At 58.6% G+C, this 22,287-nt stretch carries 21 protein-coding genes; 5 read left to right on the top strand and 16 right to left on the bottom strand.

What is annotated here, in order from left to right; translation table 11 throughout:
* Window positions 1-4: 4 nt before the first annotated feature.
* From AC1RKJ_RS18690 to AC1RKJ_RS18645, 10 genes are all read right to left on the bottom strand, one after another.
* The gene (locus AC1RKJ_RS18690) at window positions 5-955 is read right to left on the bottom strand and encodes a cyclase family protein (protein ID WP_492792406.1); all 951 of its coding nucleotides are present in this window, start codon (window positions 953-955) and stop codon (window positions 5-7) included.
* A gap of 72 nt (window positions 956-1,027) precedes the next feature.
* Entirely contained in the window at window positions 1,028-1,732 is a 705-nt protein-coding gene (locus tag AC1RKJ_RS18685; RefSeq protein WP_492792405.1) for an ABC transporter ATP-binding protein, read from the bottom strand.
* Window positions 1,733-1,736: 4 nt separating this feature from the next.
* A complete protein-coding gene (locus AC1RKJ_RS18680; protein WP_492792404.1) occupies window positions 1,737-2,504 on the bottom strand; it encodes an ABC transporter ATP-binding protein in 768 nt (255 codons plus the stop codon).
* Window positions 2,501-3,487, bottom strand: coding sequence for a branched-chain amino acid ABC transporter permease (locus AC1RKJ_RS18675; protein ID WP_492792403.1), 987 nt, complete (start codon window positions 3,485-3,487; stop codon window positions 2,501-2,503). Before AC1RKJ_RS18675 ends, AC1RKJ_RS18680 begins: the two co-directional genes overlap by 4 nt.
* 15 nt (window positions 3,488-3,502) lie before the next feature.
* The gene (locus tag AC1RKJ_RS18670; protein WP_492792402.1) at window positions 3,503-4,387 is read right to left on the bottom strand and encodes a branched-chain amino acid ABC transporter permease; all 885 of its coding nucleotides are present in this window, start codon (window positions 4,385-4,387) and stop codon (window positions 3,503-3,505) included.
* Between the two features lie 57 nt (window positions 4,388-4,444).
* Window positions 4,445-5,698, bottom strand: a complete 1,254-nt coding sequence (locus tag AC1RKJ_RS18665; RefSeq protein ID WP_492792401.1) for an ABC transporter substrate-binding protein — start codon at window positions 5,696-5,698, stop codon at window positions 4,445-4,447.
* 46 nt (window positions 5,699-5,744) lie between these two features.
* Complete coding sequence (locus AC1RKJ_RS18660; RefSeq protein WP_492792400.1) at window positions 5,745-8,138, bottom strand: xanthine dehydrogenase family protein molybdopterin-binding subunit; 2,394 nt, start codon at window positions 8,136-8,138, stop codon at window positions 5,745-5,747.
* Complete coding sequence (locus AC1RKJ_RS18655; RefSeq protein ID WP_492792399.1) at window positions 8,138-8,620, bottom strand: (2Fe-2S)-binding protein; 483 nt, start codon at window positions 8,618-8,620, stop codon at window positions 8,138-8,140. The genes AC1RKJ_RS18660 and AC1RKJ_RS18655 overlap by 1 nt, the downstream gene beginning before the upstream one ends.
* Window positions 8,617-9,498, bottom strand: coding sequence for an FAD binding domain-containing protein (locus AC1RKJ_RS18650; RefSeq protein WP_492792398.1), 882 nt, complete (start codon window positions 9,496-9,498; stop codon window positions 8,617-8,619). The genes AC1RKJ_RS18655 and AC1RKJ_RS18650 overlap by 4 nt, the downstream gene beginning before the upstream one ends.
* A gap of 190 nt (window positions 9,499-9,688) precedes the next feature.
* The gene (locus AC1RKJ_RS18645; RefSeq protein ID WP_492792397.1) at window positions 9,689-10,636 is read right to left on the bottom strand and encodes a LysR family transcriptional regulator; all 948 of its coding nucleotides are present in this window, start codon (window positions 10,634-10,636) and stop codon (window positions 9,689-9,691) included.
* Between the two features lie 101 nt (window positions 10,637-10,737).
* Here AC1RKJ_RS18645 and AC1RKJ_RS18640 point away from each other — a divergent pair, with 101 nt between their 5' ends.
* Genes AC1RKJ_RS18640 through AC1RKJ_RS18630 form a run of 3 tightly spaced genes read left to right on the top strand, consistent with a single transcriptional unit; the run spans window position 10,738 to window position 13,759 of the window.
* A complete protein-coding gene (locus tag AC1RKJ_RS18640; RefSeq protein WP_492792396.1) occupies window positions 10,738-11,844 on the top strand; it encodes an LLM class flavin-dependent oxidoreductase in 1,107 nt (368 codons plus the stop codon).
* 30 nt (window positions 11,845-11,874) lie between these two features.
* Window positions 11,875-12,750 (top strand): polysaccharide deacetylase family protein, encoded by an 876-nt coding sequence (locus AC1RKJ_RS18635; RefSeq protein WP_492792395.1) that lies wholly within the window; start codon window positions 11,875-11,877, stop codon window positions 12,748-12,750.
* A gap of 19 nt (window positions 12,751-12,769) precedes the next feature.
* Window positions 12,770-13,759 (top strand): Gfo/Idh/MocA family protein, encoded by a 990-nt coding sequence (locus tag AC1RKJ_RS18630; protein ID WP_492792394.1) that lies wholly within the window; start codon window positions 12,770-12,772, stop codon window positions 13,757-13,759.
* On the opposite strand, the gene AC1RKJ_RS18625 is transcribed toward AC1RKJ_RS18630, so the two are convergent.
* The 5 genes from AC1RKJ_RS18625 to AC1RKJ_RS18605 all read right to left on the bottom strand — a co-directional run bounded on the left by AC1RKJ_RS18625 (window position 13,727) and on the right by AC1RKJ_RS18605 (window position 17,889).
* Entirely contained in the window at window positions 13,727-14,428 is a 702-nt protein-coding gene (locus AC1RKJ_RS18625) for a TetR/AcrR family transcriptional regulator (protein WP_492792393.1), read from the bottom strand. The two genes, AC1RKJ_RS18630 and AC1RKJ_RS18625, sit on opposite strands and share 33 nt — an antisense overlap.
* 15 nt (window positions 14,429-14,443) lie before the next feature.
* Window positions 14,444-14,980: a flavin reductase family protein gene (locus tag AC1RKJ_RS18620; RefSeq protein ID WP_492792392.1), complete on the bottom strand. Its 537-nt coding sequence runs from the start codon at window positions 14,978-14,980 to the stop codon at window positions 14,444-14,446.
* Between the two features lie 12 nt (window positions 14,981-14,992).
* Window positions 14,993-16,219, bottom strand: a complete 1,227-nt coding sequence (locus AC1RKJ_RS18615; RefSeq protein ID WP_492792391.1) for an acyl-CoA dehydrogenase family protein — start codon at window positions 16,217-16,219, stop codon at window positions 14,993-14,995.
* 16 nt (window positions 16,220-16,235) lie between these two features.
* The gene (locus AC1RKJ_RS18610; RefSeq protein ID WP_492792390.1) at window positions 16,236-16,871 is read right to left on the bottom strand and encodes a VOC family protein; all 636 of its coding nucleotides are present in this window, start codon (window positions 16,869-16,871) and stop codon (window positions 16,236-16,238) included.
* Window positions 16,872-16,986: 115 nt separating this feature from the next.
* A complete protein-coding gene (locus tag AC1RKJ_RS18605; RefSeq protein WP_492792389.1) occupies window positions 16,987-17,889 on the bottom strand; it encodes an NAD(P)-dependent oxidoreductase in 903 nt (300 codons plus the stop codon).
* A 278-nt stretch (window positions 17,890-18,167) separates the two neighbouring features.
* Between AC1RKJ_RS18605 and AC1RKJ_RS18600 the strand changes: the two genes are divergently transcribed.
* Window positions 18,168-19,073: a hypothetical protein gene (locus AC1RKJ_RS18600; protein ID WP_492792388.1), complete on the top strand. Its 906-nt coding sequence runs from the start codon at window positions 18,168-18,170 to the stop codon at window positions 19,071-19,073.
* Between the two features lie 66 nt (window positions 19,074-19,139).
* On the opposite strand, the gene AC1RKJ_RS18595 is transcribed toward AC1RKJ_RS18600, so the two are convergent.
* On the bottom strand, window positions 19,140-20,207 hold the full coding sequence (locus AC1RKJ_RS18595) for a glycosyltransferase family 4 protein (protein WP_492792387.1): 1,068 nt from the start codon (window positions 20,205-20,207) through the stop codon (window positions 19,140-19,142).
* 287 nt (window positions 20,208-20,494) lie between these two features.
* Here AC1RKJ_RS18595 and AC1RKJ_RS18590 point away from each other — a divergent pair, with 287 nt between their 5' ends.
* Entirely contained in the window at window positions 20,495-22,258 is a 1,764-nt protein-coding gene (locus tag AC1RKJ_RS18590) for an ABC transporter ATP-binding protein (protein ID WP_492792386.1), read from the top strand.
* Window positions 22,259-22,287 lie beyond the last annotated feature (29 nt).

Below are 22,287 nucleotides of genomic sequence, written 5' to 3'. Positions count from 1 at the left end.
GCGGTTACTTGATCGCCTGAGGATTGATCGGCGAACCGGCAGCGCCGGGCAAATGCATCGGCGGTGCGGCGAAAAAGAACTCATAGATCTTGTCTTGCGCACAATCTTCCGCAAGCTCCTTCAGGTAGAAAATCTCGCCCATCGAAATTCCGATGGCCGGGATCACCACCCAGTGCCAGGGCTGGTTGGCTTCGTTGGTTTCGTTCGGGCGCACCTCGCACCCCCACGTATCGGTGCAGATCGCGGCGATGTCCTTCTCCCGGATCCAGTAGCAGGTCTCGAATGCCATACCCGGGGCATCCCCACCGGCATATCCCGACCAATCCTTCTTCTTCAGGCAACGCTCCTGATGACCGGTACGAACAATCACGAAGTCGCCCTTGCGAATTTCAACGCCTTGCTGTTTGGCGCAAGCGTCGAGGTCTGCGTTGGTGATCGCATAGCCGTCGTCGAGCGAGTCCACACCCTTGAACCGCGCGATATCGAGCAGCACGCCGCGGCCTGCCATCTTGTCACGCGTATGCTCAATGCCGAGCTTCTTTGCGCCGCGCGCATCGACCAGCTTGGCATCATAGCCGTTATACATCTTGTCATCGAGGAAGATGTGACAAAGCGCATCCCATTGCGTCGACGCCTGGCACGGCATGTTGATCGCATCGTCCGCATAGCGAAGATACGGCGAAGGATCGTCCTGGTTGCCGGCTGCGGCATCTGTACCGGTCGCAAGCATGGTGTGGATCGGATTCCATCGACCGCCGAACAGACCCGACTGAATGGGCTCCTTCAGCGACAGGCCGAGCGAGAATACCTTGCCCTTTTTGATGAGCTTGCCCGCGTTGATGACGTCCTGAGGGCTCACGTTGTTAAGCGTGCCGATCTGGTCGTCTGCGCCCCAGCGGCCCCAGTTGGAAAGCTTTTTCGCAGCTTCATAGATAGCGGCTCTGTCGACCTTCATGATCTTGTTCCTTTTCTTTATTTATCAATCGATAATTATATCGGCGCAGTCGGGCGCGCCGCCAGCCATCTGTCAGACCGAGCAGTAGCGTTCTTTGATTTCATCGTCCGCAAGCAGCGCAGCCGCCGTGGCATGATGCACAACCGAACCCTGATCCAGCACGTAAGCGCGGTCGGCGATATCGAGCGCGAGTTCGACATTCTGCTCAACCAGAAGAATCGTCGTCCCTTCTGACTTCATTTTGCGGAACAATTCGAACATTTCGTCGACCAGCACCGGCATGATGCCCTCCGAAGGCTCATCGAGCATGATGAGATCCGGCTTTGCAATCATGGCACGCGCAATCGCAAGCATCTGCTGCTCACCGCCTGACATCGTGACGGCTTCCTGATCCAGCCGCTCGGCCAGACGCGGAAATATCTCCGCTATTTGGGCGATACGTCGAACCTCGTCCTTCTTGTCGGGCGAGGCGACAAGGCCGAGACGCAGATTTTCGCGGACCGTCAATCCCTGCACGATGCGCCGCTCTTCCGGGACGTAAGCAAGACCCAAGGCAAAGCGGACGTGGGCGGGCTGACCCAAAACTTCCTTGCCCTTGAAAGTCACCGACCCGCTAGTCTTGTCGAGCAGCCCGATAATCGACTTCAGCGTCGTGGTCTTGCCGGCGCCATTGCGACCGATCAGACAGACGATCTCGCCTTTGTTCACTTCGAGACCAATGTCCTGAAGCACATGGCTTGCGCCGTACCAGGCGTTGAGATTTTCGACACGCAACATCGCTTCAGTGCTCCCGCTGGCCAAGGTAGACCCGCTTGACCTGTTCGTTCTGGCGGACTTCCGTTGGTGTGCCCTGCGCCAACAGTTCTCCATGATGCAGCACGAGAACGCGGTCGCTGATCCCCATCACCAGTTTCATCTTGTGTTCGACGAGAATAACGGTGCGCTCCTTCGCCAATTTGACGATGAGGTCCATCATCACCCGGGTCTCTTCCGGGCTCATGCCCGCCGTCGGCTCGTCCAGCAGCAACAGCCGCGGATTGGCAGCCAGCGCCATTCCGATTTCGAGCGCACGCTGTTCGCCATGCGCCAGTTCCTTGGCAAGCCGCTCGCGGCGATCCCACAGTCCGACCAGCGCCAGCAACTCATCCGCTTTCTCGACGAGCCCCGGAAGTCTGGCGCGCGGGCGCCAGATATCATAGCGCGAGACGAAGGCTTGCAGTCCGACGCGGACATTCTCCCGCGTCGTAAGGAGCGGAAACACGTTGGTGATCTGGAAAGACTTCGCGATGCCCATATGGGCGAACTCGTGCTGTGCGACATTGGTGACATCGCGGCCTTCAAACTCGACCTTGCCGCTGGATGGCGGGAAGGCGCCGGACAACAGGTTGAAATAGGTGCTTTTCCCAGCACCGTTCGGTCCGATGATCGAGGTGATCGCGTCGCGCGAGAACTCGGCAGAGATATTGTTCAAGGCTACGAATTTGCCGAACTTCTTGCTCACGCCGGTCGTGCGCAAGATGACTTTTGAAGTGTCCACCGAAGTCGTCATGGCTTGACCCGCTTCAAGATCGTTCCCCAGATTCCGGCCGGGAAAAACAACACACAGATCACGAAAACCGCACCGACAATCAGCTGCCAATGAACGGTCCAAAGCGAAACCAGATTCTCGAGCAGCAGGAAAACGGCCGCGCCAATGAACGGGCCGAAGAATGTTCCCATTCCTCCCAACAGCGACATCATCACCACCATACCTGATGTCTCGATGTGCAGGATCTCGATCGGCACAATGGACAGATGGAGGGCCATCAGCGCGCCAGCCAAACCACAGAACGCACCGGACAGGATGAACGTAATCAGCCGGGTTCGCGTCACGTCATAGCCGGAAGCCCGCGCTCGCGCCTCATTTTCCCGGACGGCTTCGATGACAGCGCCAAACGGCGACGCCAATATTCGCGACAGCACGAACAGAGCCATGATCACGAACGCCGCGATGACATAATAACGCGTCAGCGGATTGATGAAGTCGAATTTCAGGCCGAAGATATCGATGATGCGAACGTTAATACCGCGCAAGCCGTTCTCGCCACCGGTCCAATCGACCGCCTGATAAAAGAGATAGAAAACGCATTGCGAGAGAGCCATCGTCACCATGGCGAAATAGATTCCACGGGTGCGGATCGCCAATGCACCAATACCAGCCGCCATGACAGCACCACCCACTATGCCCATCACGATCGCGGCATACCATGGCCATCCAAAATGGACGATCGCGATGCCGCAGAGATAGGCACCTGTGCCAAACAGCGCCGCATGCCCGAACGACAGAAGTCCGAGATACCCGAACAGCAGATTGAACCCGACCGCATAGAGGCCATAGATCAGGATGTTCACCGCCAGCGCGGTGAATGGCATGACCAGCGGAAACACCAGCACGGAGAGACTTGCCAGGATGGCGCGGTGGCGCTTGGCAAAATCGAACCAGCCGGCCGATGCGACGCCCGGCGGCGTCAGAGTTTGAGAAAGCTCATTCATCTTTGTGTACTCGCCTCAGCTCATGAGCCCGGCACGGCCGAAAAAGCCCTGCGGACGGATGAGGAGAACAATTGCCATCAAGGCAAAAATTGAAACCTTGGCCATTTCCGGCGCGAACAACGACGTCATGCTGACAACCACGCCGACCAGAAGACCGGCAATAACGGCGCCGCCGATCGAGCCCATGCCGCCGACAACCGTGACAACAAATGCCTCGGCCAAAATCGTTGCTCCCATTTCGGGGATCACACCCTGCAACGGCGCGGCGAGAAGTCCTGCAAGTCCCGCGATACCGGAACCAATCCCGAAAACAAACAGCCAGACCCGCGCGACATTGACGCCCAGCACACGGACGATCTGCGGATCGCGAGCACCCGCGCGGATGATCAGGCCGAAGCTTGTGCGCTCAAGGAAGAGCCAGAGCCCGAGCAGAACTGCTGCCGCGATGCCGATCACAAACAACCGATAGAGCGGGAAATATCCGACGCCAATATTGACGGCGCCCTGGAGAATTTCCGGTGTGTCGAACGGATAGCCGCTCTTGCCGAAAGCAATGCGAATAAGTTCGACCATTACATAGCTGAGGCCGAACGTCAGCAGCAGCGGATAGTCGATGCCGCGGCCATAAAGCGGCCGGATCAGGAAACGCTCCACGACAAGGCCGACTGTGCCGACGATCAACGGAACGGCAACCAGACAAAGCCAGAAGTTGCCTCCCAGGGAGAGAAGGAACAGCCCGACATAAGCTCCCACCATATAGAAGGCGCCATGCGCGAAGTTCACGACGGTCAGCATGCCGAAGATCAGCGACAGACCGATGGCGAACAGCACATAAATCGCACCGAGCGCAAGACCCGTGAACAACTGCAACGCGATCAGATCAAAACTCAGGCCGGCCATGAATATCTCCAGTTATGACGCGCGCCCGCGACGGGCGCGCGTCCGTCAGTCAGCGGCTCAGGACTTGTGACCAAGCGCTTCGCAGGTCCGCAGGTTCTGTTCGCTGGGTTCTTCCGTCGCCACAACGTTGAACACGTCGGAATCGCCCCTCTCCGGCTTGCTTTTGGACTCGATGATGAGAACCGACTGCACAGCCTGATGATCGCACTTGCGATAGTATTCGGGGCCCTTGTAGTAATCGTACTTCAGCGCTTCGACTGCGGCGATCACCTTGTCAGTGTCGAGAGTACCAGCCGCCTTGGCGCCCATCAGCAGCGTCTTTACACCGGCATAACCCAATGCGCCGTAATCCGATGGCACCTTGCCGCCGTGCATCTTGCGGAACCGATCGTTGAACGCCTTGGCCGACGCAACCTTGTCTTCGATGCCCCAATAGTACGAGGTGCCGCCAATGACGCCCTCGAACGCCTGAGCGCCGGCTGCAATACGGCCCGTGTACAACAGAATCGGCGCAACGATCTTCATGCTTTTCTTCAAGCCGAAGTCGGTCGCCTGCTTGAGCGCAATCTGCTGATCGCGTCCGAAATTGCTGATGACGAGAATATCCGGCTTCAACGCCTGGATACGCGGCAGAAGCGCCGAGAAGTCCGTGGTGCCGAGCGGGTGACGAATATCCGCCAGAGTCTCAACGCCGAGGGCCTTGCCTGCGGTCTGGAAGCCACGAACCATTTCATGGCCGTAGGCGTAGTCGGCCGTGAGGAATGCGACCTTCTTGCCGAACTTCGAGAACGCGTAACGTCCGACGGCACCCGCGGTGAGATGGGGCGTCAGCGCTTCGTGGAAGGTGTACTTGCTGAAGTCCTTCGCTTCGTTGATTTCGTCAGACTGGCTGATCGAATTGTAGATGATCTGGCGTTCCTTGGTGACGTTGTTCACGGCAAGCTGAACGGAGGCTGAGAGGCTGCCGACGATGAAGCTGACCTTCTCCTTCTCGATCAATTCCAGCGTGCGCGTCGCGGCCTCGCCCGGATTGAGCTTGTCGTCGCGAACGAGCAACTCGGCCTTACGACCGTTGAGGCCCCCACCTTCATTGAATTCCGCGATGGCTACTTCCGCGGCGCGAACCTGGTCCTGCGCTTCGGTGCCGTAAGGTCCGGTCAGCGGAACGGGGAATCCAACCTTGATGGTTGCTTCCTGCGCTTGAAGAAGATTGATGCGAAATGGCGATGCCGCCAGAACAGCGCCTGCGCTTGCCGTCGTCAGCAGGCGGCGGCGCGAGATCGAGCTAGAACCCGTTGTTTTCTTGGCCATGTATTCCTCCGTGGTTGGGTGTTTGGTGTTTTTGCAGAAACTTCGGTCAGATGTGTCCGAGCGCCTTGAGAATGATCCGCGGCGTCAGCGGTATTTCAGTCACAGTGACATTGAACGGCGAAAGCGCATCGTTCACCCCGTTCGTGACGACAGCGGCAGCGGCGGCGGTTCCCGCCTCTCCGGCTCCCTTGGCGCCAAGTTCACTCTCCATTGTCGGCGAGACGACGTGTCCGACATCGATATCCGGAATTTCGCCTGACATCGGGACAAGATAATCCGCCATGTTGGCGTTGGTCAGCTGACCCCGGTCATCGTAAATGCAGTGTTCGTAAAGCGCCGCGCCGAGGCCCTGAACCACACCGCCTCGAATTTGCTCATCCACGAGTTGCGGATTGATGACGGTGCCGCAATCCTCCACCACCCAGTGCTTGAGAAGCTTGATGAAGCCCGTTTGCGTATCCACCTCCAGCCACGAGGCCTGAATGCCGTTTGTGAACGCGAAGGGATACTCGCGTGGCACAAAGTGACGGGTTGCCATCAGCTCGGGCTGGAAGCCCGGCGGCAACGTGTCGGGCCGGAAGTAAACAATGCGCGCCAGTTCATGCAGTTCAATGCGTTGCTGGCCACCCTGAACATCCACTACGGAATTATCGACGATGTCCAGGTCGCTGGGCTTCGCTTGAAGAATGGCAGCAGCGACGTCCAGAATATTCTTGCGGAGCACCTTGGCCGCCTGCAGCGCGGCTTCGCCGCCGATCCCCGCGCCGCGCGAGGCCCATGTGCCGCCGCCATAAGGCGTGTTGTCGGTATCGCCGAGAATCACGCGCACGCGCTCCATCGAAACACCGAGCACACTGCCGACGATCTGGGCGGTGAGCGATTCCGATCCCTGGCCCTGCTCGGTGATGCTTGTCTGGCAGATCACGCGGCCGGTCGCGTCCAGACGCACGGCCACGCCATCCTGCGATGAAATCCGGGCGCCGCCGACACCGTAGAAGGCCGCACTCGGATTGGTAACTTCGATGAAGCTCGCAATGCCGATGCCGCGATAAATTCCGCGCTTGCGCAACTCCGCCTGCTCGGCGCGCAGCGCATCGTAATTCATCATCGCAATCAGCTTATCAAGCGACGCGTGATGCGATAGCGATTCGAATTTCAGCCCTGATGGAGATCCACACGGATAGGCGTCATCGCGAATGAGGTTTTTGCGGCGGATCTCGATCGGATCCATACCAATTCGCTGCGCGGCGAGATCGACGAGCCCCTCCGTGATGGAGCACGCAATGGGGTGACCCACGCCGCGATATTGGCAGGTGACGTTCTTGTTCTGATAGACGACACGGGTCCGCGCTCGATAGTTGGGCGTGGTGTATTGTCCGCCGACCAAATTGACCACCTGATTGGCTTCGATGGCGCTGGTGCGCGGATACATCGAATACGGCCCTACCCCGGTGAGATCATCGATCTCGAAGGCATTGATCGTACCGTCCCTGCTGACTCCGATGCGCGCCTTGCAGACGTGGTCGCGCGCATGGATATCGGTGTTGAAACTTTCGACCCGGTCGGCGACGAACTTGACCGGGCGACATAGCAGCTTCGACAGCGCAAGGGTGGCCATCTCGTCGGCATAGATATGAACCTTGATGCCGAACGAACCGCCGACGTCCTTGCAGACCACGCGAACCTGCGACTCATCCAGACCCAGATGTATCGCGGCAATGTTCTGCACCATGTGCGGCGCTTGAGTGCCGAGATAAACGGTCAGGCGCTCCCCTCCGCTGTTCCAGTCGGCAAGCACCGCGCGCGGTTCCAGCGTGACGCCGGTGTGACGACCGAATACGAACTCGGTTTCGACTATCTCGTCGGAATCCTTGAAAGCCTGATCGACTGCGCCGGCATCGAGATTGCGCTCAAACGCCAGATTGTCCCCGAGATCCGAATGAATCACCGGTGTGTCGGGGTCTAGCGCGGTGCGCATATCCGTGACCGGAACTAGCTCTTCATAATCGACCGACACGAGCTCGGCTGCATCCTCGGCGAGAGCGCGGCTGGTCGCGACGATGGCCGCCACGGCCTCGCCCTGCCAGCAGGCACGGTCAATCGCGATGGCGTGCTGGGGCGCAGATTTGAGTCCCTTGAGATGCGAGAGGACGCCAACCCACGGCGTGATGACCTTCGCCAGTTCGGCACCAGTCACAATCGCGATCACACCGGGCATCGCCTTTGCCTCGGTCGCATCGATCTTCACAATTCTGGCGTGAGCGTGTGGCGAGCGCAGAAACGCGACATGCGCCATGCGCGGCAGCACCATATCGCTGACATACTGCCCACGGCCTTGCATCAGCCGCCCCAGATTGGGTCGCGGGACGGTCTTGCCGATATACGAATTCGGGCGATCCAGAACCGAAAGGCTGGGTTGTTTTCCGGAGCTATCGTTCATCACACCTGCTCCGAACGCTTACGTGCCGTCGTCTCCACGGCATCGACAATCGCATGATAACCTGTACAGCGGCAGTAGTTGCCGGACAGATGCTCGCGGATCTGTTCGCGATCGGCTTGCGGCTTTTGCTTCAGGATATCCTGCGCAGCCATCAACATGCCCGGCGTGCAAAATCCGCACTGAAGGGCGTTACGATCCTGGAAGGCCGCCTGCAAATCCGAAATCTCTCCGCTGTCCGATAATCCTTCGATTGTTTCGACGGACGCGTTTTCCGCCTGCACCGCCAGCAGCAGGCAAGAACGAATGATGTCGCCGTTCACACGGACAGTACAGGCGCCGCAAACGCCGTGCTCGCAGCCAACATGCGTTCCGGTGAGACCCAGATGCTCGCGAAGAAAATCCGCCAGATTCAGCCGGGGAAGTACATGCGCGGAAACGCGCTCGCCATTGACGATCAGCGAGATCGGCGTCGGGGCTGTCATGCCGGCATCCTTGCTTCGAGATCTGGCCGGCCAAGGAGCACCGTCACACATCGAACCATCAACAGACGAGCGAGATGGCGGCGCATCGCGATGGAAGCCTGCTGGTCTTCCTGTGGATCAAGTTCTGCGTCAAGCGCGGCCTGCGCATCGGCCAGCATCGATGCCGTCACCGGCTTCCCGACAAGATGCCGTGACGTCGCTGCGAGCAACGGCCGGTCGCCAACGGCAAAGAAGCCGAGCCGAAGATCGGTGAGCACATCGTTATCGAGAACTCCACACGCTGCCAGTCCGACGATGGCGTAATCGCCCTTGCGGCGCGCGTACTCGTGGAAAAAATGAACGGTACTCGATTTAGCGACAGGCACCTCGACTGCAACCAGCAACTCTTGTGGTGACAGCACCGTCTCGTAAATGCCGGTAAAGAAATCGACGGCCGGAATGCGCCGCTCACCGCTCCTGCCACGCACGATAATGGTTGCGTCGAGAGCAATGACGCACGCCGGAAGCTCCGATGCGGGATCCGCATGCGCAAGGCTCCCGCCGATGGTCCCCCGGTTCCGAATTGCGGGATGCGCAACATGCGCAATGGCTTCTGTCAGAAGCGGTGCATGCTTCGCGATATCGGGAGAGTTCAGAATATCGACATGACGGGTCAGCGCGCCAATCGTCAGGACGCCCTTCGAGGCGGAAATCCCGCGCAGCTCGGAGATCGCGCCAATATCGACGAGCAGTGCCGGAGCCGACAACCTCAAGTTTAATGCAGGCATAAGACTTTGCCCGCCGGAAAGGACCTTTGCCTGGTCACCGTGCAGGGCAAGCAATTCCAATGCGTCAGTTACGCTCAATGCACGCGAATAGCTGAAAGCCGAAGCTTTCATTCCGGCCGCCTCCCTCACTCGCCTCATTTTCTGATGGGCTTGAACAGATTAGACGGCGCGGACAATTAAACGTCAAGCGTTATTTATCGAACGATTATTTCATGATCGTGACGCTGTGCCTCGGACGACGATTGAAAACCACTTCAAAGTCAGAAAACGCCGATCGGAATATCGCGTCGCACCATCGTGATCAGGATTGCTTTCGTCCCATGCGACGCCGTGGTGTTCGCTGTGAGCCTGTACGTTCCCGGAACACAAGCCGCGATTGTTTGGCCCCCATTTCAAGAATATCGGCGAATAATGCTGCAGCCGGAGACATGACCTTGCGTGCAGGTTCGATCAAAACGAACTCGGAATAAAACGGTGGGTCCAGCGGCCTGACGTCGAACCGACCGCCATCGAGGTCCGATACCATCATTACAAATGGTAAAATGGCGACCCAGTCGCTCGCTGCGACAAATTGCAGCGTTCCCATCATCGCATCGAGTTCGAGTCGCTGGGCAACGGCAATGCCATTCGCGCTGAAGTAGGTTTCGATGTTGCGCCGCCGGGTATTCTGAAGGCCGGGCAGCACCACTTTCAGCGGACCAAGCTCAGATAACTTAACTGGCTTCAAGTTGTGGCCCCGCTTCGCGCTGACAAGCATCTCCCTGTCCCGCGCAAGCAGACGATGCGATATTCCGGTGGCTCCCTCGAAGGCAGGGACCACGGCAAAATCCAATTCACCCTTCAGGGTCATGTCCGTCAAAACACCCGAATAGGCTTCGATGACGCTGATCTCCGAGCCGGGCGCGGAGCTGAGAAACTTGTCGAGTGCGGGAGCGAGAATCGATCTGGTGAAGGTCGGCATCAAGCCCACGCGGATCGTGCCGCGGACGTGGTTGACCGCAACGCTTTGCTGAGCCGCTTCCAGCTTCTTCAGAACGTCGACGCATTCACGGTAGTAAAGCTTCCCTGCGAGGGTTGGTTCGACGTCGCGGCCATCACGCTCCAGCAACACAGCGCCAAGTTCAGATTCCAGTTGTTTGATGTGTTGCGAAATGCCCGACTGGGTCGCACCTTCCCGTCTGGCCGCCGACGTGAACGAGCCTTCCTCATAGACAGCGACAAAAGATCTGATCTGGCGAAGCGAGAGCATCCATCAAATTTCCTAATGCGGGAAAGTAAGAATAATCATTTTTCTAATAGCTCACAATCGCTAGTCTTCCCGACAACCATAAGCAATGCAGGAAATGCGCTATGAATCTGGGCTTTTTCACCATGCCGATCCATCCCCTGGATAAGGACTGGCGGCAGTCGCTGGCTGAGGACCGTGAGGCCTTCCTGCTCGCCGACGAGCTTGGATTTACGGAGGCCTATGTTGGGGAACACGTCACCGACAAGGCCGAAAACATCACATCCTGCGTGACGTTTCTGGCGTGGGTCGCCGCCGCTACCCGGCAAATCAAGTTGGGTACAGGCACCGTGAACATGCCCAATACACATCCCGCGACAGTGGCAGCCGGCATCGCCATGCTGGATCACATGCTTGATGGCCGTTTCATTTTCGGCATCAGCCCGGGCGGACTTTTGTCTGACGCTGAACTGTTCGGCAATCTCGATTTCAACCGCAATGAGATGTTTCTCGAGGCGATTAATCAGGTGCTCGGCATCTGGTCGGGCGAGCCGCCCTATAACCTCCAAGGCAAATACTGGACAGTTTCGACACAGCGCACCCAGATCAAGGAAATCGGCCAGGGCTATATCCCCCGTCCGCTGCAACGTCCCCATCCTCCGATTGTCGTGACGGCCGTTGCTCCGTTCTCCAAGGGAGTGACCGAAGCAGCCGTGCGCGGATGGGACCCGATCTCGGCAAACTTCCTGATGCCCGCATGGGTCAAGAGCCACTGGCCGAAATATGTGGAAGGCTGCGAACGTGGCGGCCGTGCTGCGGATCCGGCCAACTGGCGCGTCGCCAAGAGCGTTTTCGTCGCGGACGACGCAGCAACCGCGAAAGCCTACGCCACTGACCCCGACGGTCCGTATGTGAACTACTATCGGTCGCTGTTTACGAAGCTCAAGAAAAACGGACGCATCGAGCTTTTCAAAACACGCCGCGACCAGCCTGATGACGAGGTCACACTTGAGATGATCTGCGACAAGCTGATCATCTACGGCACGCCTGATAGCGTCGCCGATCAGCTTCTTGCCTTTCAGAGCGAAGTCGGCACATTCGGGACACTGCTCTACGCCGGCAAGGATTGGAAAGATCGCGAACTCGGGCGAAAGTCCATGATACTAACGGCTGAGAAAGTCATGCCGCTGGTGAACGCCGGCTCGGCCAAACAAATCAAGGCGGCGGAATAAACGGAATAACACGCAAGACAGGACGTTCAGTTGGCCCTCACCGATCGCATCCCCTATCAGGCTCTTATCGACCGTCCCAAGCTCGTCCTTCCGGGCGGCAAGAAGCTCGCGGTCTGGATTATTCTGAATGTCGAGGAATGGCGGATCGAAAACGCCATGCCCCGCACGGTGCTCAGTCCGCCGATGGGGCAGCCGCTGCTTCCGGACGTACCAAACTGGTCATGGCATGAGTATGGAATGCGCGCCGGCTTCTGGCGTCAGTTGAAGGCGCTTACGGACCGAAACATTCCGACAACGCTGGCAATCAACGGAAACGTCTGCACGTCATATCCGCGTGTCGCGGAGGCCGCGCGCGAAGCGGGATTCGAGTTCATGGGGCATGGCTTCCTGCAGGGCCCGATGCACAAGCTCGAAAATCAGAGCGACGCCATCAAGCGTGCCGTAGACACCATCGCGAAATTCGCAGGCAAGGCGCCGCGGTCGTGGGAAAGCCCGGGGCTCACCGAAACCGAGGAGACGCTCGATCTGCTGCGATTGAACGGCATCGAGTATGTCGCGGACTGGGTGATCGACGATCTTCCGCAGGATATCGCGACACCTCATGGAACCATGACGACAATCCCCTACACCGTCGAGACCAACGACATCGTCGTTCATGCGCTTCACCATATGGCGTCGGACCAGTTCCTGCGCCGCTGTATCGATCAGTTCGACCGGCTCTATCTCGAAGGCAATGACAATGCCCGCGTGATGGCGATCTCGATTCATCCCTACATCACCGGCGTACCGCACCGGATCAAATATCTCGAACAATTGCTCGATTATGTCATCGGCCACGATGGCGTTGCCTTGATGACTGCGAGTGAAATCGGCGACTGGTATCGCGGCCAGATGGCCAAATTCTAATTTTTGCTGGAGCGCAAACATGATCCGTGCCGCCATTGTCGGGCTGGGATGGTGGGGACAGACCCTCGCCAGCAGTCTCGCGACCAGCGACGTCATCAAGCCAATTCTGGGGATAGACCCACTCGAACCGATGCGCGCCAAGGGCGCAGCCCTGGGACTTGAAACGTCCGCAAGCTTTGAAGACGCACTGGTGCGAACGGATATCGATGCCGTTATCCTCTGCACCCCGCAGGATCATCATGCCACGCAAATCGAGGCCGCAGCGAAGTCAGGCCGTCACGTATTTTGCGAGAAGCCTCTTTGCACGACGGCTGCTGACGCCGAACGAGCGATTGCAGCGGTGAGAAAGGCAAAGGTGCAACTCGGCATCGGCCACGAGCGACGCTTCGAACCGGCCGTGATCGAAATGCGCAAGCGATTCGCGGACGGCGAATTCGGCAATGCACTCGTGCTGGAGGGAAATTTCAGCCAGGACAAATTTCTCAACCTCCCGCCCGACAACTGGCGCCTGTCGAACACGCTGAATCCAGTTGGCCCCTTGTCAGCCACCGGCATCCATCTGGTCGACCTTTCGATCGCCATTCTCGGGAAACCGATCCAGGTGTGGGCGCGGCTGGCCACGCTCGGAAGCCGTTTTGCCAACGGCGACACGCTTTCGATCACCATCGGTTTCGAGACCGGCACAACAGCCACGCTCAACGCGGTACTTGCCACGCCGTTCATGGGGCGGCTCGCGCTGCTGGGATCTAAAGGCTGGATGGAAATTCGCGACCGGACCCATCCCGAGAGCCCGACGGGCTGGGATGTGACGCGCGTCCACCGCGGTCAGCCACCGGAAACAGCTTACTATCAGCCTCATCCGGCCGTGCGCGACAACCTGGAATCGTTCGGGCGGGCTGCGCTCGGCAGAGGTTCATATCCGGTCTCTCATGATGAGATGCTGTCGAACGTGCGCACGTTCGAAGCCATTCAACGGTCAGCGAGCAGCGGTCGTGTCGAGGCGGTTTGATTTTGTCGCCGGCCGCTTCGCGGCCGCACCGGACACCCGCGCGAAGCCGGCGAGATAACCATCGATTGCGTTGGCAATCATTTCACTTTTATCCTGAATATCAGGCATCTCGTAAATGTATCGTCGAACGCCGTAATAGAAAACACCGCCGTGGAAAACCCACGCCATTTCGATTTCGGATGCCGACGGCTTGGCCTGCGTCGGCAGGCCAAATTCGAACCTGCATTCCTTGATGATGCGGGTCAGGATCTTGTCGCGCACGACACCGACATACCAACGGTTGATATCGAGACCCTTGAGGCCTGAGAACAGATAGATTCTGAGCCATTTTCGCGTAAAAATCACATTGGTGTAAGCTTCGTAGAACTGCACAAGCCGCTCGCGGATCGGGCTTGACCGATTGGTGAGAAGCTTTTCCCAGCCGGTGTCGAGCGGCTCAAGATACACCTTGCGATAAACTTCCTTGATCAATTCTTCCTTGCTCGGGAAATAGCGATACAGCAGCGGCTGGGTCACGCCCAATCGGCGTGCCAGCTCGCGCGTGCCGCCATCGAATCCCTCTTCGGAAAAGAATTCCGTAGCCTTGCGGACAAATTCCTGACGGCGATCTTCAGGAGACAGACGCTTCTGTTTCACACGCGCGATCGACGAAGATGGTTTCTTTTTCATGATGATCTGCGGGGGTCATGCCTCGGGAACAAAGTGACCGAATTTGCCGCGAGCGAAAAGCAGCGGCTCTGCATGGTTGTAAGCATAAGCCTCCACTGCACCAAGGAAAATCACATGGTCGCCCCCGTAATAGCGGTCGGCGCTGCGGCATTGAAATGTGGCCACCGCATCGGCGAGCACCGGAGCATCGCCTAAGCCCGGTTTCCACGTGACCCCGGCGAACTTGTCGTCCGCGCGCGTGGCGAACTGGGTTGCTAGTTTTTGCTGGGATGCGCCCAGCACGTTCACCGCGAAATGGCTGGCATTCTGAAAAATGCTCATGCTCGGAGAATAGCTAACCAGGCTCCAGAGAACGAGCGGCGGATTGAGCGAGACCGACGCGAACGAATTACAGGTCAATCCGGCCCTGCCACTCGGCGTCGCGGCCGTGATGACCGTGACACCCGTGGCGTAGGCACCCAGAGCATTCCTGAAATCGCGAGGATCGATCGAGGAACTGTCGCTCGAGAGCTCTTCGCCATGCTCGGTCGGATGTTGCGAAACAGCAGCCATCGGCCTGACCTCTCAAAGAGTGAGATTTTCGGACGGCAGATCCAGCGCGACGCGGCCATAATTCGTTCCGGCAGCATCGAAGCTGAAGGCGATGTGCGCGTTGATCGCATGGGCGTCGCGGAACTGCCGCTGAAGCGCGCCCGTTGTATAAAGACCGCGCGCACCGCTCGCCGAAAACAGCAACGAGACCGCTTCCGTGCAGAGATTCACAGCGTAAGCGCCGTCACGCCGGTATCTGGTTTTTTCCGCAAGCTTGGGAATTTCACCGCGACGCGCATCCGTCATCGCATCGATGCAGGTCCGCCGCATGATGAGACGCGCAGCATCAATCTTGGCCGACGCTTCGGCAACCTTGATCTGCGTCGTCTGCAAATCGCCAAGTTTGGCGCGATTATAAGTCGACGCACGATGCCGGGCGATCTCGATATAGTCGTCCAGGCAGGCTTGCGCGTTGCCAAGGGCGGCACCCGACAGAACAAAAGGAAACAGCGCGAACACTGGCAGCGCATACAGCGGACCGGGATTCACAGCGCTTCCCGGCGTAGCGCCTCCGGCGACATCTTTCACCGCAAGCGTCATGTAATCGGGGACGAAGACGTTCTTGGCCTCGACGTCGTTCGATCCGGTCCCCTTCAGGCCGGTTGAATTCCATGTATCGATGATCTTGTAGTCATCCTGCTTCAGCAGAAAAATCCGGTACTCAACGCCGTCTGCATCGTCTTCGGAGGAAACGATGCCCGCAAGCATGTTCCAGGTACTCGAATTGACGCCTGATGAGAACGGCCATCGGCCTGACAAGGTGTACCCACCCGCCACCTTCGTCGCGCGACCAGCCGGAAATACAAATGATGACGCAATGAGAGCGTTGACGTCGTCTTTCCAGATCAGATCCTGCGCACGCGGATCGAACATGCCGAGCATCCAATGATGACTCGCCAAATTCGCGAGATTCCATGCGACCGACGCATCGGCAAGCGCCACGACATCGGCGAAATCGACCAGCGCGACGTAATCCAGTTCCGAACCACCGACCCGCTTCGGCTGAAGAATTCTGAACAGCCCCGCCGTATGGAGGTCTTGCTCGGTCTCCGGTGGGAGACGCCGCATCTCCTCGGTCGTTGAGGCACGTTCACGCAGTTTCGGCAGAAGCGCGTATGCGCGCTCCAGCATCGCGGAATATGCATCGTCTTGACCGTTTGAGCGCCGGTCCAGATCAAGCTTATGGACTGTACCTGCCATGAATCTCTCCCGGACGTTAACGCGCTGCCGCTTTGCGGGGCGCGTTCGGTTTGATATGCGGACGATCGAGATAGAGCGATGCCTTAAGCCCTTCGTCGTCTTGCGTCGCGAACTCCGACAACAGCTTCATCTCTGGAATACGCGAACGGTCCAACGTGGTCACATCCGGCCAATCGATCTCGACCAGATTGCCGGCAGGATCGCGCAGATACATCTGCACGCAGCCATCCGGTAACTCGTTAACCGGATTGCGGAAGGCCGTGGAATCTAGCGCGCCGATCGCCTTGGCCTGTTCGTAAGCGGCATGAAAATCGTCTACGTCGAGCGCGAAGTGCTGATAAACCGGAATATGGTCCTCAAGCTCGAACAGATGGAGTTGAAGGTCGCCACAACGCAGATACTTCGTCTTGAAACCGAAATTGTAGGTCGGGATCAACTCCATGCCCAGCACGGTTTGATAGAAACGAGCGGACTCTTCCAGATCCTTCGCGCCGATGGAAAGATGGTTGAAACCAAGGACTTTCATGTCTGCACTCCCGCGAATTTCATTGAAGCTTTTTGATTTATCACCCGATAAATAACGCGGCCCGGACGAAAATGCAAGCACGTTGGCGCGGAATGCACCGCACAAAGCGTGCTGCGTGTGCGCCATGCTTTATTCAAATTTGGGATAGTGCGTAGTCAGACCAACTGCGACAGCCTATCCGGCCGTCCGAACGCCCTCGATCATTGCGCCCGCGATGAAACGGCCGCTGAAGCGTGCCCCACTACGAAGCGGGTTTTTTCCGGTCAATTCCATGCATCGTCTCGAGCACGGCGCAGACTGCAGCTGTATCCTGCTCCTTGCGACCGAGGGCCGCGCCTGCATGATAGACCTGCGAAGCGGCGGCGTAGACAGGCAAGGCACAATCGAGATCCGCAGCAAAGTCGTCGATAATCGAAATGTCCTTGATCTGCATGCGGATCGTTGCCGTCGGCACGTCATACGTTTCATCGCGCATCAACGGACCTCGCATCTGAAACATGCGTGATGTCCCGGCGCTGTCAGCAAGCGTGTCGTAAACCAGCGCCGGATCTATCCCGGCCTTGATGCCGAGAACCATTGCTTCCGCTGCCGCCACGTTGTGAATCGTAACAAGATGATTCGCGATGTATTTCATGACGCTCCCCCGGCCGAAGGGCCCGAGATAGCGCTGCACGCGGGACATCCCTGCGAATACTGCCCCGCAACGGGCGAAGGCCGCCTCGTCACCACTGCCAAGAATAACGAGATCCTTGGTGGCCGCCTGCGCGCCAGTGCCGCTGATCGGACAGTCCAGAAGGATCTTCCCGTTCTTTTCCATGATCGCGAGCGCCGCGCGCTTGATGTCCAGCGGGAGCGTGGAGCATTCGATAACGATCTGCCCTGCCCCTTTCGCATAAGCAATGCCGCCGGGGCCGCCGATCGCTTCGGTCAATGCCTCTGCCTTCGGCAACGACATGATGATGATCGGTGCGGCCTCAGCCACCTCACGGGGCGAATCCAGAGCCTGACCACCCAATTCTTCCAGCCGCGCACATGCCTCTGGCATCGGGTCGAATCCAACTACGGCAAAGCCGGCCTCGCGCAAATTCCGCGCAATGGCCGTACCCATAATTCCAACGCCTACAATGCCGACTTTCTGATTCATCAAACGAACGCCTTCACTAGGGAAAAATGTGACTCACGATGTGAGCGGACCATCGGCGATCCGACGGCAAGCGTCAAATGACCGCGATCCTGACGTAGCCGTCGTATCCACAGACCGTTGAGCCCCTGCCAACAGTAACGGCCGGGGCCCTGAGTTCCCCTGCCTCATACTTTTCATCGTCCTGCCTTGGTATGGTCAAAGCGCGATGCCCCTCTGCATCCGCAGATTGGCTGGATTATTCCGCCGCGTATCGCACCTCGTAACATCACGGAGCGTCAATGCAATTCAAGTTGCAACATGCGGACTCGCAAGCCGACGATCCGCACGACGTCATCGCAGCGCAACTGCGCGACCTGGCACCCCGCCTCGCACCTGATCCGGACGCGCCTTCCCTCACGCCTGCAGTACCTGCGGAGCCCTCCGGCAGCGAACCGTCGCTTCGCGCTGCGCCTCTGAACGACAACTCAGGCCACGTCCATGATTTGACGCCGCGCCCGCGGTCCGGTCGAGGAGCCATGCTGCTCATCGCCTGCGCTGGCATCGCCGCAGTGGCGGCCTGGCATTCTTATGGGGACGAGGCGAAGCAGAGGCTTTCGTCCCTTCTGCCGCAGCTTCTCGCAGGCACTTCAGCTCCAGCGCAAAATGCCAATGCCGCCGAACCGCAGGACGCGGCCTCTCAGGTAGCGCCTCCCCAACCGGCCAGCGATCCCGCCGTGCAAGAAGCGGCCGGCGCGGCGTCTGTGACGCCGACAGAGCCCGTATTAGCGGCACCCTCGACTGCCGAGCCTCCCCCGGCACAGGCGGCGCTTCCACCCGAGCTTGCACAATCGATTGAAACGATGGCGCGCGAAATCGCTTCGCTCAAGCAAACGGTGGAGCAGCTTCAGGCTGGCCAGCAGCAACTGAGCCGCGATGTTGCGAAGGCTGCCGAGCAGGAAGCGCGCCGCAAGTCGGCTGTGCAAGCCTCGAAGCCGGCCGCACCGCGACCGCAGCGCGCATCAACACCCGCTCCGGCCCCACGCGCTTTCGCGCCGTCATCCCAAACCTATCCGCAGGGACAGACTTATCCGCAAGGTGCCGCGCAACGTGACGCTTACATTCCACCCCCGCCGCCTGCGCCCGCGCAACTCCCGCCACAGCCCGGCGACTTGAGTGTCCCTCGGCCACCTATGCCACTGCGGTAGGTCTACAACCCGGCAAGTCCCGTTCAAGGGACAATCCCCTTCGGGGATTTGCCAAGCGCTTACATGCTATTCGGCGCTGCTGACCAGCCGCATTCGCGGAGCCGCTGCGTCCATCAATCCCTGATAGGCAGCGAGATAGTCCAGTGCCATGCGACGCGCTGTGAACCGTTTATCGAACCGCTTGCGAACGGCGCCCCGATCTATCTGTGGCAGCAAGCCGACGGCTGCAACCGCACTGATTTCGTCCTCCACGACAAAGCCAGTGACACGCTCGTCAACAATCTCCGGAACGGAACCGCGATTGTAGGCAATCACGGGCGTTCCACAGGCCATTGCCTCAATCATGACAAGACCGAATGGCTCGGGCCAATTGATCGGCAACAACAGTCCGAGCGCGCCACTTAAGAAAGCGGATTTCTCATGGTCAGCGATCTCGCCGATGTACTCTACAAGCGGATGGTCGATGAGCGGACGGATAATCTCGTCATAGTATTCCTGGTCGGCACGATCGATCTTCGCCGCGATTTTAAGCGGCCTGCCGCATCGAATAGCGATCCTGATCGCGGCATCCACCCCCTTCTCCGGCGCGATGCGGCCTAGCACCGCCAAATAGCTGGGCGTCACCGGCCGGGGCGTCAGAAGCTTTTCGGGAATTCCGTGATGAATGGTGCGTATCCAATTGGCTTGGGGTACCGGTCGCCGCTGCGTGTTCGATATTGAAATAACCGGGATTGATGAGAACGTATTAAACACCGGCTGGTGCTCCGGCAGGTCTAGCCGACCGTGCAGCGTCGTGAGAAATGGCGTCGGCTGACGCGCGAACAACGAGAACGGATAATAGTCGAGATGAAAATGCAGGAAGTCGAATTCCTCATTGTCGCATTTTCTTCGGACCCGTTCGAGCATCACCATGTGAAGCGCATTGGCATCGCGGACCGATCCGTCGAGACGTAAGGCCCTCGGCCATGTTGCGTCCAGCTTCGCGGAGGTTTGAGAGTCCCCGCTGGCGAATAGCGTAACGTCGTGGCCAAGCGAGACCAGTTCTTCTGTCAGCCAATGCACAACGCGCTCGGTTCCACCGTAAAATTTGGGTGGAACAGCCTCGGTGAGCGGAGCAACCTGCGCAATCCGCATACTTCTCTCCCATCGTCCCAAGGGGTGAACAATTCTGTGGTCTTCAGTTTGTGCTGAAGCCCCGAAGCGGAACGTTCTCGCAGATGCGAAGTTCCTATTGAGGGTCCATTACTTTCCACGACGCTGTCTTGTTAACGCCATCTCGGTCGATCAGCCTTCCTCAAACCGACGGTCGAGAGGTTTTGCATTAACGATGGCAAAACGATGAGCATCGCGCGGATGCGCATGGTGTGACCGGAAGGAACTTTTCTGCAGGATCGATTCCTGCAACGCTTCGCAGGGGTTACATGGATAGTCTTTCGGGATACACACATCGTCCCTTCGCTTTCGTGCTGCGCTACCTTCAGCAGCGAATGATGTCGCATGTCGTGATCGTGACTACAGTTGCAGCAGCCGTTGCTTGCTCGGTAGGCACACAGTATGGCGTGAAATATCTCGTCGACTGCCTTGCCGCCGGACCGACCCACAATGCTGTATGGCTGGCATTCGGAATTCTTGTGGCTCTGATCGCGGCCGACAATTTCCTTTGGCGGGTCGCAAGCTGGATCGCGAGTTTCACATTTGTGGGCGTGACCGGAGATTTACGCAGGGATATTTTCCGCCATTTGACCGGCCATGCACCGGGTTATTTCTCAGATCGGCTGCCAGGAATGCTCACCAGCCGCATCACCGCAACGTCCAATGCCGTGTACACCCTGGAAAACATGTTCGTCTGGAACGTGATGCCACCGTGTATCGCGACTGTTGCCGCGATCGGGTTGATTGGAACCGTCAGCTCCATGATGGCGGCGGGATTGACCCTTGTCGCAAGTGTGGTCGTAATCGCGATGTTCCGCATAGCGGCAGCGGGGAAACCCCTGCACGACGAGTTCGCCAACAAGGCCGCCGCGGTGGACGGGGAGATGGTCGACGTCATCAACAACATGCCGCTGGTGCGGGCGTTTGGCGGTCTCGATTACGAACACGAACGCTTCGATGCCACGGTCAATCGCGAGCTGAGCGCAAGGGGTCGCAGCTTGCGCTATCTCGAACGGCTGCGGCTCACGCACGCGGCTATCACCATCGTCCTCACGATCGGGCTGCTGGCATGGGCGATCCGGCTTTGGCAGCAAGGCAGCGCAACCACCGGCGATGTCGTACTGGTTTGCACGCTCGGTCTCTCTATCCTGCATGCCACACGCGACCTGGCCGTGGCGCTCGTCGATGTCACCCAGCATGTCGCAAGGCTGTCCGAAGCCACTGCAACACTCCTTGTGCCGCACGAATTGCGCGATCATCCCGAAGCCGAACCTCTGGTGAGAGCCGGCGCCGTCATTGCCTTCAACAACATCTCGTTCAGCTATCCTGGCGGCACGCCGTTGTTCGACAAGTTCAGCCTTCGGCTCAATTCAGGCCAGCGGGTCGGGCTTGTTGGTCAGTCCGGCGGAGGGAAGTCGAGCTTGTTTACTCTGCTGCAGAGATTTTACGACGTCCAGAGCGGCAGCATCACCATCGATGGTCAGAATGTTTCGAAAATCACGCAGCAAAGTCTACGCGAAGCGATTTCCGTCGTCCCGCAGGACATCTCGCTGTTTCAGCGTTCGATCATGGAGAACATCCGTTACGGCCGCCCAACGGCGACCGACGACGAAGTCTTGCGTGCGGCCATCGCGGCGCGCTGCGATTTTGTCGAGGACCTGCCGGACGGGCTTGAAACCATGGTCGGAGATCGCGGCCTCAAGCTATCCGGCGGGCAACGTCAGCGCATTGCAATCGCGCGAGCGTTCCTGAAAGACGCGCCGATTCTTCTGCTTGACGAGGCGACTGCGGCTCTGGACAGCGACTCCGAGGAAGCTATTCGGGAAGCACTCGCGAGACTTATGCGCGGAAGAACCGTGATTGCAATTGCGCATCGCCTAGCGACGCTGCGCAACTTCGATCGTGTTATTCTGCTTCAGGCAGGACGGATAATCGAAGACGGTTCACCGGATCGATTGATGCAGCGTCCAGGACCCTATCGCGAACTGGTGACACGAGAAATGAACCGACTGGCGAAGCACGCCGCTGCCTGACACGTCCTCTCGCCCGCTTGACCTGCCAA

It is taken from the genome of Afipia sp. GW822-FHT04G07 (assembly GCF_058800765.1).
Note: the sequence above shows the minus strand (reverse complement) of the source record. Positions and strands in the feature narration are given on the sequence as shown.

Coding starts and splice junctions, on each gene's coding strand:
- AC1RKJ_RS18675 (WP_492792403.1), bottom strand. CDS start 3,487: ATGAATGAGCTTTCTCAAACTCTGACGCCGCCGGGCGTCGCATCGGCC.
- AC1RKJ_RS18685 (WP_492792405.1), bottom strand. CDS start 1,732: ATGTTGCGTGTCGAAAATCTCAACGCCTGGTACGGCGCAAGCCATGTG.
- AC1RKJ_RS18655 (WP_492792399.1), bottom strand. CDS start 8,620: ATGACAGCCCCGACGCCGATCTCGCTGATCGTCAATGGCGAGCGCGTT.
- AC1RKJ_RS18605 (WP_492792389.1), bottom strand. CDS start 17,889: ATGAATCAGAAAGTCGGCATTGTAGGCGTTGGAATTATGGGTACGGCC.
- AC1RKJ_RS18640 (WP_492792396.1), top strand. CDS start 10,738: ATGAATCTGGGCTTTTTCACCATGCCGATCCATCCCCTGGATAAGGAC.
- AC1RKJ_RS18660 (WP_492792400.1), bottom strand. CDS start 8,138: ATGAACGATAGCTCCGGAAAACAACCCAGCCTTTCGGTTCTGGATCGC.
- AC1RKJ_RS18595 (WP_492792387.1), bottom strand. CDS start 20,207: ATGCGGATTGCGCAGGTTGCTCCGCTCACCGAGGCTGTTCCACCCAAA.
- AC1RKJ_RS18615 (WP_492792391.1), bottom strand. CDS start 16,219: ATGGCAGGTACAGTCCATAAGCTTGATCTGGACCGGCGCTCAAACGGT.
- AC1RKJ_RS18620 (WP_492792392.1), bottom strand. CDS start 14,980: ATGGCTGCTGTTTCGCAACATCCGACCGAGCATGGCGAAGAGCTCTCG.
- AC1RKJ_RS18645 (WP_492792397.1), bottom strand. CDS start 10,636: ATGCTCTCGCTTCGCCAGATCAGATCTTTTGTCGCTGTCTATGAGGAA.
- AC1RKJ_RS18625 (WP_492792393.1), bottom strand. CDS start 14,428: ATGAAAAAGAAACCATCTTCGTCGATCGCGCGTGTGAAACAGAAGCGT.
- AC1RKJ_RS18610 (WP_492792390.1), bottom strand. CDS start 16,871: ATGGCGCACACGCAGCACGCTTTGTGCGGTGCATTCCGCGCCAACGTG.
- AC1RKJ_RS18650 (WP_492792398.1), bottom strand. CDS start 9,498: ATGAAAGCTTCGGCTTTCAGCTATTCGCGTGCATTGAGCGTAACTGAC.
- AC1RKJ_RS18665 (WP_492792401.1), bottom strand. CDS start 5,698: ATGGCCAAGAAAACAACGGGTTCTAGCTCGATCTCGCGCCGCCGCCTG.
- AC1RKJ_RS18630 (WP_492792394.1), top strand. CDS start 12,770: ATGATCCGTGCCGCCATTGTCGGGCTGGGATGGTGGGGACAGACCCTC.
- AC1RKJ_RS18600 (WP_492792388.1), top strand. CDS start 18,168: ATGCAATTCAAGTTGCAACATGCGGACTCGCAAGCCGACGATCCGCAC.
- AC1RKJ_RS18670 (WP_492792402.1), bottom strand. CDS start 4,387: ATGGCCGGCCTGAGTTTTGATCTGATCGCGTTGCAGTTGTTCACGGGT.
- AC1RKJ_RS18590 (WP_492792386.1), top strand. CDS start 20,495: ATGGATAGTCTTTCGGGATACACACATCGTCCCTTCGCTTTCGTGCTG.
- AC1RKJ_RS18690 (WP_492792406.1), bottom strand. CDS start 955: ATGAAGGTCGACAGAGCCGCTATCTATGAAGCTGCGAAAAAGCTTTCC.
- AC1RKJ_RS18680 (WP_492792404.1), bottom strand. CDS start 2,504: ATGACGACTTCGGTGGACACTTCAAAAGTCATCTTGCGCACGACCGGC.